The organism is Zoogloea sp. JDB1 (genome assembly GCF_056724025.1).
In genome coordinates this window covers 3,004,963-3,018,157 of record NZ_CM161496.1, presented here as the reverse complement: position 1 = coordinate 3,018,157, position 13,195 = coordinate 3,004,963, and the positions used below count along the sequence as shown (strand labels likewise).

Genomic DNA, 13,195 nt, shown 5'->3' with positions numbered 1-13,195 from the left:
TTTTTTGCTCCTGCAATCGGCATGCAAGGTCGCGCCGGACAAGGCTCTGCGGCAAATTGACCCAGCTTAAGGCGCCTCCCGCCACAGATCCTCACAATTTGCCGACATCCTGATCGATCGGAGTCACCGATGTTCGCCCTGCGCGCCCTGCGCCGCTTTCTCCCCGCCCTGGCCGGACTCGTCGTCGCCAGCGCGGCCCATGCCAACACCTACGAGGTCAAGCTCCCCCCCGAACTGGGCACGTCGCCGAAGATGTGCGACTACGCACCGTGCTCGGAGGTCATGCCCGGCGCCACCAGCTTCTCGGAACGCAAAGGCCAACCACCCTTCGTCGAAGCCTACAAGGACGACGGCGGCCAGAAGAAGCTCCTCGGCTACGTGATGCTGTCCACCGACATCACCGACACCCCGGCTTACTCCGGCAAGCCGGTGGTGACGCTGATCGGCATGGACACCACCGGCAAGTTTGTCGGCGTGAAAATCCTCAAGCACTCCGAGCCGATCCTGCTGCTCGGCATTCCCGAATCCTCGCTGATCAAGTTCAACAACCAGTATCTGGGCAAGTTCGTCGGCGACAACATCGAGATCGGCAAGTCGCGCCCCGACGAGAACATCATCGGGCTGGATGCGATCACCGGCGCCACCGTCACCGTCATCTCGCAGAACCAGGTAATGATGACCTCCGGCACCACGGTCGCCAAACAGGTCGGCATCCTCAAGCCCGTGATCCGCCCGCAGGCCAAGTTTCCGCCTGCCACGACGATCCCGAGCTGGGCGGAACTCGTCGAGGATGGCAGCGTCCAGCGCCTTACCGTCAAACCCGAGGAGGTCGGCTTGAAGGGCGATGGCCCCTACATGGACCTATGGTTCGGCTACCTCAACCAACCCACCCTCGGCCAGGCCATCCTCGGCAAGGACGGCTACGCCAGCCTGATGAGCCGCCTGAAGGAAGGCGAGCACGCCATATTCATCATCAAGCCGGCGGGCATGGACTCCTTCAAGGGCTCCGGCTTCGTGCGCGGCGGCATCTACGACCGCGTGCAGGTACGTCAGGACAAGGACAGCTTCACCTTCCGCGACCTCGATTACGTCAACCTGTGGAGCGTCGCCGCCGCCGGCGCGCCGGCCTTCAGCGAATCGGCGATCTTCATCATCCGTGGCAAAGGTTTCTCCGCTGCCTACCCGTGGAAACTCGTTTTCCTCGGCAACAAGATCGACAAGGAGACCGCCGCCAAGACCTTTGCCAACTTCGACAAGGAATACTGGCTGGCCGACAAGTATCTGGAAGGCGGCCGCCCAGTGGTGGTCAAACCCGACCCGACCTGGCTGAAGGTGTGGAAGGAACGTGCCGCCGAGATCGCCGGCTTCGTCGTCTTCCTGCTTGCCATCTCCGCTGCCTACGCCAGCCGCGACAAGCTGGTGCGGCGTGCCAACCGCCAGCGCCGCTGGCCGGTCAATGCCTTCAAGTACACCGGCTGGGTGATCTCCATCGGCTTCGTCGGCTTCTCGGCGATGGCCCAACCGTCCATCACGCAAGTGCTCACCTGGTTCCACAGCCTGCTGTTCCAGTGGAAGTGGGAGCTGTTCCTGTCCGACCCGCTGATCTTCGTGTTCTGGGTCTTCATCATCGCCACCACCTTCATCTGGGGACGCGGCTTCTTCTGCGGCTGGCTGTGCCCCTTCGGCTCCCTGTCGGAACTGCTGTTCCGCCTCGGCCGGCTGGTCGGCCTCAAGCGCTTCCAGTTCCAGCTGCCCAAGCCGCTGCACGACAAGCTCAAGTGGGTGAAGTACGTGGTCTTCTTCGGCCTGTTGGCAGTGTCCTTCTTCAGCATGGGTCTGGCTGAAAAGCTCGCCGAGGTGGAGCCCTTCAAGACCACCTTCCTGGTCGGCATCACCAACCGCAGCTGGCCCTACAGCCTGTTCGCGGCCGGCCTGCTGGGCCTGTCGATCTTCATCGAGCGGCCGTTCTGCAAGTACCTGTGCCCCCTCGGCGCCTCCCTGGCCATGCCGACTACCTTCCGCTGGTTCGGCCTCAAGCGCAAGGACGAGTGCTCCTCCTGCAAGGCCTGCGCCAAGGGTTGCGGCTCCCAGGCCATCGACGCCAAGGGCAACATCGACCAGCGTGAATGCATGCTGTGCCTGGACTGCATGGTGCTCTACTACGACGACCACGCCTGCCCGCCGCTGGCCCAGGAACGCAAACGCCGCACCAAGGCCGGCCAGCCACTCACGCCGATCAACGGTAAGGGCTACTTCATCCCCATCCATCAAGTGCCGGTCGAACCAAAGAAGGAAGGAGCCGCGGCATGACCATCGCCGACCGCAACGAACTGCGCCAGCCCGCCTACGGCGAAGCCCACGGCCTCGCCTGGCTCGTCGCCGAAATCCGCGACCACCTGTGGCCGTGGGCCGGCAAGGGCCAGCCGGCCCGCAAGGCGATCCAGGGCGCTGGCTTTGCGCTGGCCATCGCCGCCACGCTGGCCTGGGTGATGGCCGCCCTCGGCCGCCTGGAGGCCGGCGCCATCATCGGCTGGTGGTTCGGCTGGAGCGTCTTCGAGGTACTGGTCCGCCTCGACGCCAAGCCCTACGTGAAGGAAGGCCCCTGGTGGGGCCGCCTGTACCGCCGTGCGACGGCGATGGACATGATCTGCTACGTGAGCTTCAAGAACCTGCTGATCGGCGCCGTGCTGTTCATCGCTCTGAAGACGGCGGGTGTGCTGATCGTCTAGTCCGTGCCGTTCGTCACGGCGGCGGTAATCCTCCTGTGCCCCGCGCCCCGCAAGGGCTATGGTGAAACAGGAGGCATGCGTCGCAGCGCATGAATCGAAGCGGACGGTGGCCACCGCCAGTCGGATCGCCGCCGTCCATCCACCTTAGGAAACCGAAGCATCACGGCAGCGCCGAAGGAAGCTGCGATGCGTGAGATGGCTGGTCGCGCAAGCACGTCTTTCCCGATCATCCGCCTGATAGTTCAGGCGATAGGCGTGATGCTCGCCCTCATCACCTCCAGCCTCAGTCAGGCCACACCATCCGCGGCCATCCTCGTCTATCACCGCTTCGGCCCGCAGGTGGCCGACAGCATGACGACCCGCACTGAAGTCTTCGTAGCCCAGTTGGCGGAACTTCATCGCGCCGGCTACACCATCGTCCCCCTCACCACCGTTGTTGATGGCCTCGCCGGCCGTGTGCCCCTGCCAGCCGGGGCGGTCGCCATCACCGTCGACGACGGACACCGCACGGTTTACAGCGACCTGCTGCCGATCATCCGCCGCGAGCACCTGCCGGTGACTCTGTTCATCTACCCATCGGCCATCTCCAATGCCAGCTACGCGATGAACTGGGCCCAGCTACAGGAACTGCTTGCCACCGGAAGCGTAAGCATCCAGTCGCACACATACTGGCACCCGGACTTCCGCATCGAGCGGCGACGCCTGGACACCGGCGCCTACCGGCAGTTCGTCCGCAACCAGCTCGAAAAGCCCCGTCAGGTGCTGCGGCGCCGGCTCGGCGTCGACGCCGACTACCTCGCCTGGCCCTTCGGCATTCACGACACCGAACTGGAGGCGGCCGCGAAAACCGTCGGCTATCGTGCGGCCTTCGCCCTCGGCGAACGTCACGCCACGCCCCGCGATTCCCCCTTCGCTCTGCCCCGTTACCTGATCGTCGACGAGCGAGGCGTCAGCGGCCTGATCCACAGCCTGCAGGCGGGGGAATTGCCTGCCACAGGAGCGAAGCCATGACGCCATTCGCCAAGTACGCACTGGTCTTCCTTGCGCTGCTGCTCGTCGCCACGGCAGTCCAGGGCTGCACGGGCCAGATCGTCGATGCGGTCAGCGGCACCTCTCTGGCCGGCGCACTGGTCACCCGCGGGAAGGACGTGCTGACCACCGGCGCCGATGGCCACTACGCCTTTCCCGGCAGCTGTGCGACCGTTGCCGCCCGTGCCATCGGCTACCGCCGCGCGGCGGTCATGCCCCCCGACGGAGAGTCTGCACCGACGATGCGTCTGACGGCCATCCGCCCGAAGGCGCTGTACCTGTCCTTCTGGGGCATCGGCCATCAGGGCCTGCGCGAAGCCGCGCTCGAACTCATCGAACACACCGAACTCAACGCACTGGTCATCGACGTGAAAGGCGACCTGGGCGGCGTGCCCTATCCCACGACTGTCGCCATGGCAGAGAGTATCGGCGCACGGAAGATCACCACAGTTGGAGACATGGGCAAGCTGATTGCCCGGCTGAAGGCGAAGAACATCTACCTGATCGCCCGCATCGTGGTCTTCAAGGATGCCCCACTGGCCAATGCCCACCCCGAATGGGCCGTCAAAACGACCGCCGGAGCCCTCTTCCATGACCGGGAGGCGCTAGCGTGGATCGATCCCTCCCGACAGGAGGCATGGAATTACAGTCTCGACCTGGCCGTGGAAGCGGCACGACTCGGCTTCGACGAGATCCAGTTCGATTACGTGCGCTTCCCCGATTCGCCAGGCCTCGCCTTCTCCGTCGCCAACACCGAGGAAAACCGCGTCGCCGCGATCTCCAACTTCCTGACAACGGCGCGCAGCCGCCTGCTCCCGTACAACGTCTTCCTCAGCGCCGATATCTTCGGCTACGTGTTCTGGAACACCAACGACACCTTCATCGGCCAGAAGCTCGACGTGCTGGCAAACCGCCTCGACTACCTTGCTCCCATGCTCTACCCCTCCGGCTTCAAATTCGGCATTCCGGGCTATACCAACCCGGTGGCCAACCCGAACGAGATCGTCTTCCTCACCCTCAAACATGGCTTGGAGCGCAGCGGCATCTCACCGCTGCGCCTGCGCCCGTGGATCCAGGGTTTCCGCGACTACGCCTTCGACCACCGCGCCTTCGGCGGCCCGGAGATCCGCAGCCAGATCGAAGCCGCCGAGAAGATCGGCACCAACGGCTGGATGCTGTGGAACCCGCGCAACGCCTACACGGCGGATGGACTCGGCAAGAAATGAACGCCGACCTGCATCCCGACGCCCAACGGAACCGGCAATGCCCGCAAAGAGGCGACGACCTCGGACGGCTGTGGCTGCTGCTCGTCCTGCTCCTGTCATTCCATGGCGTCGCTGGCCAACTCGACAACACTCGTCTCGACGTCGCCATCGCCCCCATCGTCGAGGCGGAAATCGCTGCCGGACATGTCCCAGGCGCGGTCGTACTGATTGGTGAAGGCGATGCAGTCGTCTACCGGCGCGCCTTTGGACAACGTGCCTTGGTGCCGGCGCCCGAACCGATGACCGTCGACACAATCTTCGACCTGGCCTCGCTGACCAAGGCCGTTGCCACCACCCCGGCCGTTCTGCAACTCGTAGAACAAGGACTGCTTGCCCTCGACACGCCGGTGGCCCGCTATTGGCCCCCCTTCGCCGCCCAGGGCAAAGACGCGATCACGGTCCGCCAGCTACTGGCCCACACCTCAGGGCTGCCGGCCGGCATGGACGTGCGCCCGGGCACCCCACCCGGCGAAGTGCTGCGCCGCATCGCGTCTATCAAGCCTCAGCGGCGCGCCGGCGGCGACCCGCTGTACAGCGACCTCAATTTCATCGTGCTCGGCGAACTCGTCCGGCGGGTGTCCGGCCTGCCCCTCGACGAATACAGCCGGCGCCGGCTGTTCCAACCGCTGGACATGCAGGACACCGGCTTCCTGCCACCGGCCGCACAGCTGCCGCGCATCGCACCGACCACCTGGAACGGCGGCGGCCCGCGCCGCGGCGTCGTACACGACCCCCTCGCAGCCCGCCTCGGTGGCGTGGCCGGCAATGCCGGGCTGTTCGGCAACACCGACGATCTGGCGCGCTTTGCCCGCGCCGTGCTCCACAACAACCCCGCCCTGCTGAAGCCAGCCTCGATCCGCCAGATCTTCCTGCCCCAGACCTATCCGGCCGCCCCGCCACGCAGCCTGGGCTGGCAGCCACAGGCGCCGCTCGCCGCCAATCGGGCGGCACTGCCGCCTTTCGGTGCCATCAACCACCTGGGCTACACCGGCACCGGGCTGTGGATCGATCCCCTGTCCGGCGTCTATATCGTGATCCTCAGCAATCGCCTGCATCCCAACGGCGGTGGCGATGCCGCACCCTTGCGGGCCCGCATCGTCGACGCCGTCGCGTCGGCCCTGCCGGCGCTGCCGGCCGAACGCATCGCGGCGACCTACCCCGAGCTGTCCGAACGCGTGGCGCCCTACATACCGAAAGCCGTCCCACAAACGGTAAAAACAGGCATCGATGTGCTGGAAGCGGACGCCTTCGCCCCCCTGCGCGGCCTGCGCATCGGCCTGCTCACCAACCGCAGCGGTGTGGATGCAGCCGGCCGGCGTGATATCGACGTGCTGGCCCATGCGCCGGGCGTCACGCTCGTCACCCTGTTCAGCCCCGAGCACGGGCTCGCTGCCAACCAGGAGGGACGTATCGGCGACGACAGCGACAGCCTCAGCGGCCTGCCGGTACGCAGCCTGTACGGCAAGGACCGACGGCCGACAGCAGCCATGCTCGACGGGCTCGACGCCGTCGTGGTGGACCTGCAGGACGCCGGCACCCGCTTCTACACCTACGCCAGCACCCTCGCCTACCTGATGGAAGCGGCGGCCACCCAAGGCCTGCGTGTCATCCTGCTGGACCGCCCCAACCCGCTGCGCGCCGACCGGGTGCAGGGCCCGCTGCTCGACGCGGATCGACGGGGCTTCACCGGCTACTGGCCACTACCAGTCCGCCACGGCCTGACCCTCGGCGAATTCGCCCGCCTGTTCCAGGCCGAGGCCAAGGTCGATGTGCAACTGCAAGTCGTCCCCATGCAGGGCTACCGCCGCGACATGTGGTACGACGACACCGGCCTGCCCTGGCTGCCGCCGTCGCCGAACCTGACGAACCTCACCGCCACACTGCTCTATCCCGGGGTCGGCATCGTCGAGGGCGCCGAAGTTTCCGTCGGCCGCGGCACACCAATGCCTTTCGAGGTAATCGGCGCCCCGTGGATCGACGGCCCGCAACTGGCGGCCGAACTGAATACCTTGCAGCTGGCCGGCGCGCACTTCAGGGCCACCCGCTTTCAACCGGTGGCGGGCCCTTACACCGACGAAACCTGCCAGGGCGTGCGCGTCATCATCGACGACCGGGACGCCATCAACACACCAACCCTCGGCATCGCCCTCGCGGCGAGCCTGTACCGCCTCTACCCCAGCCACTTCACGCTGGACAGGATCCTCGGCAACCTGGGCAACCGCGCCAGCCTCGATGCGATCCGTGCCGGCACGCCACCGTCGGCCATCGCCGCCGCCGGGCAGGACGCACTATCGTCCTATCTCGTCCGACGGGCGGCCTTCCTGCTCTACGAGTAAGCCGCCCCAAAAAAAGATCGAATCAGGGAATCAGGTCTTGCGCTCCAGTTCCTCGTAAGCCGATAGCGTGACCCCCGCGCCGGCCAGTGCCTCGCGCAGGTGCTTGACCTCCTGTTTGGTGAACTCGTTGCCGTGGTGCGGGTGATGGATGAAGAACTCGTGCCGGTTCAGCACGATGCGGAAGCGTGCGCCGTGATTCGGCTCGACCGCCGCCCCCAGGTGATTCAACAGGGACTCCACTTCACGCCACTGAATGTTGCTGCTGAGCGGATCACGAAAGATCGCTTCCAGCACGTTCCGATGCTTGTGACTCATGGCCTGCTCCTCCCGTTGTCTACAACCGCATTCTTGCACCATCGACGCGGCGATGGCAGGGCTGTGGCAAAGGCGACACACCCTGCGGCAGATAACGGGCACCAATCTCCGCAAACATAACGAAAGCCGTGATGTAAATGACAATAGTCACTGCCAACATGGTGATAATACAAAGTCTGGTCAGCCCAGCAAGAACCGACAACAGACCATGCATGCCTCAACCGACCTCCAACCCGAGCCCATCGCCCAGACGACAGCATCCAGCGCCGAGCTGGCACGCCTGCAGCAACTCAGCAACTGGTACGAAAAAGCCCTGCGCGTCTCCAACATCGGCCTCTATCGATGGGAGTCCGCCAGCGACAAGTGGTTCTGGTCGGACAAGGTTTTCGAGATTCGCGGCTTTCCCAAGGACGAGCGCTACGTCAATCCGGAAGCCTTCTGCGCCCGCGTGCATCCGGACGATCGGGCTCTGCTGCTCGCCGCCGAGATCGCCTGCAAGAACGGGCAGGTCCCACTCAATGCCGAACGCCAGGGGCTCGCATTCCGCATCGACAATCATGTCTAGACTTCACTTTCCCCGCCTCGGCATGCGGGCCTGGCTGCTCGTGCTGGCCTCCCTCGGCGTGATCCCCTTCTTCCTGTTCTCTGCCTACACGATTTCCGAGATCAATTCCGCCCGCCGCACTGCCATGGAGGTCGGGCTGCAGCAGCGCACCGAGGCCGCCGCCAGCGCCGCCAACGAGCGCCTCAAGATGGCGCTCGGGCAACTCAACGGCATCGCCACCTCCGCCTCCGCGCAAAACCGGGACCTGAAGGGCATCTACGAACACGCGCGGCGGGTGATGGACCTGAACCCGGATGCCGTGTCGATCACCCTGTTCGCTGCGGACGGCCAGACCCTGTTCTCCACGTCCGAGCCCCTCGGCAGCCGGATGATGCAGCCGGTGGAAGATCAAGGCGACATGAAGCGCGTCTTCTCGACCGGCCGGCCGGTCGTGTCCGGCGCACTGCGGAACCCAGCCTCCGGTCGCTTCGAAACCGCCCTGGGCGTACCGGTCGTCGTGCAGGGCCAGCCGGCTTACGGCCTGCGCATGAATCTCTCGGCCGAGTCCTTCAACAGGCTGCTGTTCGACCAACGTTTTCCCGGCGACTGGACCGGCGTCATCGTCGACGAGCAAGGCCTCGTGCTGGCCCGTTCTCGGGCGCCGGACGAGTTCATCGGCAAGAAGATCTCCACGACGCTGCAGCAGGCCTTGAACCAAGGGAAGCGCGGCATCTTCGAAAGCTCCACCCTCGACGGCGTACAGGTCAGCACCTCGGTCACCCACGTGTCGGACTGGGGCTGGCGCGTCATCGTCGGCGCCCCGGTGGACGCCTTCAACGCCACGTTCTATACCCCTCTGCGCAACCTGCTGCTGGCCGGCATCGGCTGTGCCGCCGTGGCCGGCCTCGGCGCCCTGTGGCTCGCCCGCGCGCTGACCCGGCAGATTGCGGCGCTCGCCGAAGCACCGCGCGCACTGCAGCGCGGCGAGGCCGTTCCCGCCCCTAAGACATTCGTACGCGAACTCCACGACATGCACACCAGCCTGATCGAGGTCGAGCGGCGTGAGCAGCGCATGAACATCGATCTGCTCAACGCCACCGTGCGCCACGAAGAGCTGGCCGACATTCTCGACAACGCGGGCGTCGGCATCTCCCTGATCAAGGACCGCAAGGTGCTGTGGGCCAACCGGAAGATGGGCGAGATCTTCGGCTACACGCGCAGCGAAATGGAAAACCAGCCGACGCGGCGCTTCTACCTGAACGACGGCGACCACACCGCGCTCGGCGATGCATCCTACCCGGCACTGGCCAAGGGGCTGCAGCACACGCTGGAACTCCGCATGCGGCATCGCAGCGGCGCTCCCCTGTGGATCCGACTGTCCGGCCGGCCGCTGGTGGGAGCCCCTTCCGAACATGACAGCATCTGGATCCTGGAAGACATCAACGAGCAACGTGCCAACGACCAGGCGCGACAGCGACAGCTGGCCGGCCTGAGGGCCCTCAACGAACTGGGCGTCCTCCACTACGACGCCCTGGAGGATGAACTGCGGGCCGTGCTGCGCATCGGCGTCACCCAGTTCGGGCTCGACGTCGGCATCATCAGCCGGATCGACGGTGACCTCTACAAGGTGGTTTCCCAGGTCTCCCCGCCCGATACGCTGCAGGATGGCCAGGAGTTCCCCTATGCCGACACCTACTGCGCGATCACGCTGTCGCGCGGCGAAGGTGTGCTCAGCATTGCCCACATGGGCAACTCGGCCTACGCCAAACATCCCTGTTACCCGCGCTTCAAGCTGGAAGCCTACATCGGCTCGCCCGTCTATGTGGCCGGCCGCCTCTACGGAACGGTAAATTTCAGCTCCCCGTCGCCCTACTCCCGCGAGTTCGACGGGCGGGACGAAGAGTTCATGCTGCTCCTCAGCCGCTGGATCGGTGCCGCCATCGAACGGCACCAAGCCCAGGAGCGCGTAGCGGAAACCGACGAGAAGCTGCGCGGGCTCTTCGCCATGTCGCCGGTCGGCATTGCCCTGACCGACATGGACGGTCATTTCATCGAGTTCAACGAGTCCTTCCGGAGCATCTGCGGCTACTCGGAATCCGAACTGAAGACCATCGACTACTGGGAGCTGACGCCCACCAAGTATCAGGCGGCGGAAATGCAGCAGCTGGAATCCCTCGAACGCACCGGCCATTACGGCCCCTACGAAAAGGAATACCGGCGCAAGGACGGCAGCCTGGCGGCCATCCGGCTCAACGGCGTGACCATCAAGAGTGCCGATGGCGCCCGCTACATCTGGTCCCTCGTTGAGGACATCGCCGAGGAAGTACAGCGCGACGCCGAACTGGCCCGTCACCGCGAACACCTGGAAGAGCTTGTCGCCGAACGCACGACGGCGCTGTCCATCGCCAAAGAAGCCGCCGAAACGGCCAACCGCGCCAAGAGCACTTTCCTGAGCAACATGAGCCACGAGATCCGCACGCCGATGAACGCCATCATCGGCTTCTCGCACATGCTCGCGCACAGCAATCTCAGCCCCGTGCAGCGCCACCGGGTCGACCGGATCTCCAGCGCCGCCAAGCATCTGCTGGGTCTGCTCAATGACATCCTCGATCTGTCCAGGATCGAGGCCGAACGCCTGACCCTCGACGCCACGCCCGGCGATCTGGCCAGCGTCCTGCATACCGTCGATAACGTGCTCACCGACAAGGCCGCAGAAAAGGACCTGCATTTCGAGCTGTCCATCGCGCCGGAGCTCGACGGGCTGACACTGATCTTCGACCCCCTGCGCCTGCAACAGGTGCTGATCAACCTGATCGGCAACGGGATCAAGTTCACCGAAAACGGTGCCGTGCGCCTGTCCGTCGCCATCGAGGCGCAGACACCGGCGGACGTGCAGGTGGGCTTCAAGGTTGAGGACAGCGGCATTGGCATCGCCGCCGACCAGCTTCCCCGCCTGTTCTCGCCCTTCGAGCAGGCCGATGGGTTGACCACGCGCAAATACGGCGGCTCCGGCCTCGGCCTGTCGATCACCCAACAGCTGATCCAGCTGATGGGCGGACAGCTGCAGGTCGACAGCGTAGTGGGCGTGGGCAGTTGCTTCTCCTTCTCGCTGTGCCTCCCCCGCGCCCAGGCTGGCAACAACCCCGCCCGACTGCGGCAGGCGCCGCAACAAGCACAGGCCCGGAGAACGCCCGCCTCCAACACCCTCGACGGCGCGCACGTTCTGCTGGTCGAGGACGACCTGGTGAACCAGGAGATCACCCGCGAACTGCTGCTCGACGTGGGGATCCGCGTAGACGTCGCCGACGACGGCCTCATCGCCCTGGACATGGCCCGCGACACCCGTTACGACCTGATCCTGATGGACATGCAGATGCCCAACATGGACGGCCCGAGCGCCGCACGGGCGCTGCGCAAGTCCGAGCTGCACCGGCACACGCCCATCGTCGCGCTCACCGCCAATGCCTTTGCCGAAGACCGGCAGCGTTGCCTGGACGCAGGCATGGACGACTACCTCAGCAAGCCCTTCAACCCCACGGATTTCTACCAGGTCCTGCAGAAATGGCGGCAAGCTCAGCCGCAGGCACAGCTGGCCCCGTCACCGGACTAGGGCCCGACGGGCCTCCCAGCTGCACTGGCACTCTCGTTGCTATCCGCTCCTGATCGATTCATCCCCGAACAAGAGAACGGAGCAACAAGAATGCTAAGCAAGGACGAAGCCCTCGCGCGCCTGAGCAGCCATCCCCTGCCGGCCAACCCATGGGTCTATGCCACGGATGAGGCCATCATCATCAAGGCGGAATACACCGACACGATAGAACGCCTGCTGCGCTGGGTACCCAAGACCCGCTGGAGCGCGCGGCAACGCTGCTGGATCGTGCCGCTGGGCGGGCTGGAGCTGGTCCGCTCGGTGTTGCCGGAACTCAGCCGCCTGGCCGAAGCGATGCAGGACACGCCCTGCGCACCAGAAGCCGACCCCGACGGCAGCCCCGGCCAGATCACCGACGAGCAGGCCCGCAAACTGTTCCGCGACTGCGCCCGCAAGCTCTACGGCAGCGACTGGCAGCGGGAAACCGCCCGGGCCCTGGGGCGCGACGAAGGCACGCTGGCCTGCTGGCTGATCGGCGAAGGCGTCGTCGAAGCGGCGCCGGAACAACTGCTATGGGAGATGCTGGCGCTGATGCGCCAGCGCGTGCAGGACATCGGCGCCAGCGCCGACGCGCTGGCGGTGCGCATCGGCCCACGCCAGTAAGCCGCGGCGGGCCGCCTCATCGTCGGCCCGCCCCCGTGCCGCTCAGAGCGGCCGGACCTGATCCGCCTTCAGCGTGAAGCGCAGCCCGTCCACGCTGTCGAACAAGGCCGGCGGCACCTCGTAAAAGAACTGGTTCTCATACCAGCACGCCGCGTAAGGCAGGAAGGCCGCGGTCTGCGGCAGCTCCAGCACCGCCTCGCCAGCGGCGCACAGGGTGACGCCAAAGCCGCTGTTGTCGGCCAGCGGCACGTTCTCGTCACCGAAGACTTCAAACTGCACGATCACGCGGGCCGTCTCGACCGCCCCTTCCAGGGCCTTGGCCGCGGTGATGCGGATGTTCTGGTAACGGCGCCCGGCCGTACCATCCTCGAACAGCTGCAGGAACTCGGGCAGCTTGCCCTTCTTGATCACCGTGCCCTCCAGCAGCGGCACCCCCAGTTGCGTCAGGCTCAGGCCCTTGGGCTTGGCAATTGCCAGATCGATGTGTGTCGTATTCTCGGCCAATGTAGGCACGATGCAGGTCTCCATGGAAGATTTGCGACAAAAACAGGGGCTTTGCCCCGTGCATGTCGCCATCAAGCAGATTCGATGCCATTGGATGACGCGCAGAGCCCCGCGCAACACAAATCCATGTCCGGACATATCCCAACGCTAATAGTGCACATCAGCTTCCGACGACACCGCGGTGCCGCCAAGCCCCTAGACTCGGGCGCACACAACAAACA

Annotated in this window: 10 protein-coding genes; 8 read left to right on the top strand and 2 right to left on the bottom strand. The window is 65.3% G+C overall.

Annotated features, from left to right (window positions below; all coding sequences use genetic code 11):
- Positions 1 to 129 precede the first annotated feature (129 nt).
- The 5 genes from AC1PPK_RS13485 (at position 130) to AC1PPK_RS13465 (ending at position 7,359) form a co-directional block, all read left to right on the top strand.
- The gene (locus AC1PPK_RS13485) at positions 130 to 2,310 is read left to right on the top strand and encodes a 4Fe-4S binding protein (RefSeq protein WP_481113570.1); all 2,181 of its coding nucleotides are present in this window, start codon (positions 130 to 132) and stop codon (positions 2,308 to 2,310) included.
- Positions 2,307 to 2,729: a transcription regulator gene (locus AC1PPK_RS13480; RefSeq protein WP_481113569.1), complete on the top strand. Its 423-nt coding sequence runs from the start codon at positions 2,307 to 2,309 to the stop codon at positions 2,727 to 2,729. Before AC1PPK_RS13485 ends, AC1PPK_RS13480 begins: the two co-directional genes overlap by 4 nt.
- A gap of 258 nt (positions 2,730 to 2,987) precedes the next feature.
- Positions 2,988 to 3,740, top strand: coding sequence for a polysaccharide deacetylase family protein (locus tag AC1PPK_RS13475; protein ID WP_481113568.1), 753 nt, complete (start codon positions 2,988 to 2,990; stop codon positions 3,738 to 3,740).
- Positions 3,737 to 4,984: a putative glycoside hydrolase gene (locus tag AC1PPK_RS13470; RefSeq protein ID WP_481113567.1), complete on the top strand. Its 1,248-nt coding sequence runs from the start codon at positions 3,737 to 3,739 to the stop codon at positions 4,982 to 4,984. Before AC1PPK_RS13475 ends, AC1PPK_RS13470 begins: the two co-directional genes overlap by 4 nt.
- Entirely contained in the window at positions 4,981 to 7,359 is a 2,379-nt protein-coding gene (locus tag AC1PPK_RS13465) for an exo-beta-N-acetylmuramidase NamZ domain-containing protein (protein ID WP_481113566.1), read from the top strand. Before AC1PPK_RS13470 ends, AC1PPK_RS13465 begins: the two co-directional genes overlap by 4 nt.
- Before the next feature lie 30 nt (positions 7,360 to 7,389).
- Here the strand turns inward: AC1PPK_RS13465 and AC1PPK_RS13460 are convergent, their stop codons facing one another.
- On the bottom strand, positions 7,390 to 7,674 hold the full coding sequence (locus AC1PPK_RS13460; RefSeq protein WP_481113565.1) for a type II toxin-antitoxin system HicA family toxin: 285 nt from the start codon (positions 7,672 to 7,674) through the stop codon (positions 7,390 to 7,392).
- Positions 7,675 to 7,882: 208 nt separating this feature from the next.
- Here AC1PPK_RS13460 and AC1PPK_RS13455 point away from each other — a divergent pair, with 208 nt between their 5' ends.
- The 3 genes from AC1PPK_RS13455 (at position 7,883) to AC1PPK_RS13445 (ending at position 12,470) form a co-directional block, all read left to right on the top strand.
- Positions 7,883 to 8,239: a PAS domain-containing protein gene (locus tag AC1PPK_RS13455; RefSeq protein ID WP_481113564.1), complete on the top strand. Its 357-nt coding sequence runs from the start codon at positions 7,883 to 7,885 to the stop codon at positions 8,237 to 8,239.
- Complete coding sequence (locus AC1PPK_RS13450) at positions 8,232 to 11,828, top strand: response regulator (protein WP_481113563.1); 3,597 nt, start codon at positions 8,232 to 8,234, stop codon at positions 11,826 to 11,828. The genes AC1PPK_RS13455 and AC1PPK_RS13450 overlap by 8 nt, the downstream gene beginning before the upstream one ends.
- Positions 11,829 to 11,918: 90 nt before the next feature.
- On the top strand, positions 11,919 to 12,470 hold the full coding sequence (locus AC1PPK_RS13445) for a hypothetical protein (protein ID WP_481113562.1): 552 nt from the start codon (positions 11,919 to 11,921) through the stop codon (positions 12,468 to 12,470).
- Positions 12,471 to 12,512: 42 nt separating this feature from the next.
- On the opposite strand, the gene AC1PPK_RS13440 is transcribed toward AC1PPK_RS13445, so the two are convergent.
- Complete coding sequence (locus AC1PPK_RS13440; protein WP_481113561.1) at positions 12,513 to 12,998, bottom strand: hypothetical protein; 486 nt, start codon at positions 12,996 to 12,998, stop codon at positions 12,513 to 12,515.
- Positions 12,999 to 13,195: the final 197 nt, after the last annotated feature.

Excerpts from the sequence above, each read along its gene's own strand:
- AC1PPK_RS13480 (WP_481113569.1), top strand. The coding sequence starts at position 2,307 with ATGACCATCGCCGACCGCAACGAACTGCGCCAGCCCGCCTACGGCGAA.
- AC1PPK_RS13470 (WP_481113567.1), top strand. The coding sequence starts at position 3,737 with ATGACGCCATTCGCCAAGTACGCACTGGTCTTCCTTGCGCTGCTGCTC.
- AC1PPK_RS13460 (WP_481113565.1), bottom strand. The coding sequence starts at position 7,674 with ATGAGTCACAAGCATCGGAACGTGCTGGAAGCGATCTTTCGTGATCCG.
- AC1PPK_RS13440 (WP_481113561.1), bottom strand. The coding sequence starts at position 12,998 with ATGGAGACCTGCATCGTGCCTACATTGGCCGAGAATACGACACACATC.
- AC1PPK_RS13485 (WP_481113570.1), top strand. The coding sequence starts at position 130 with ATGTTCGCCCTGCGCGCCCTGCGCCGCTTTCTCCCCGCCCTGGCCGGA.
- AC1PPK_RS13450 (WP_481113563.1), top strand. The coding sequence starts at position 8,232 with ATGTCTAGACTTCACTTTCCCCGCCTCGGCATGCGGGCCTGGCTGCTC.
- AC1PPK_RS13475 (WP_481113568.1), top strand. The coding sequence starts at position 2,988 with ATGCTCGCCCTCATCACCTCCAGCCTCAGTCAGGCCACACCATCCGCG.
- AC1PPK_RS13455 (WP_481113564.1), top strand. The coding sequence starts at position 7,883 with ATGCATGCCTCAACCGACCTCCAACCCGAGCCCATCGCCCAGACGACA.
- AC1PPK_RS13465 (WP_481113566.1), top strand. The coding sequence starts at position 4,981 with ATGAACGCCGACCTGCATCCCGACGCCCAACGGAACCGGCAATGCCCG.
- AC1PPK_RS13445 (WP_481113562.1), top strand. The coding sequence starts at position 11,919 with ATGCTAAGCAAGGACGAAGCCCTCGCGCGCCTGAGCAGCCATCCCCTG.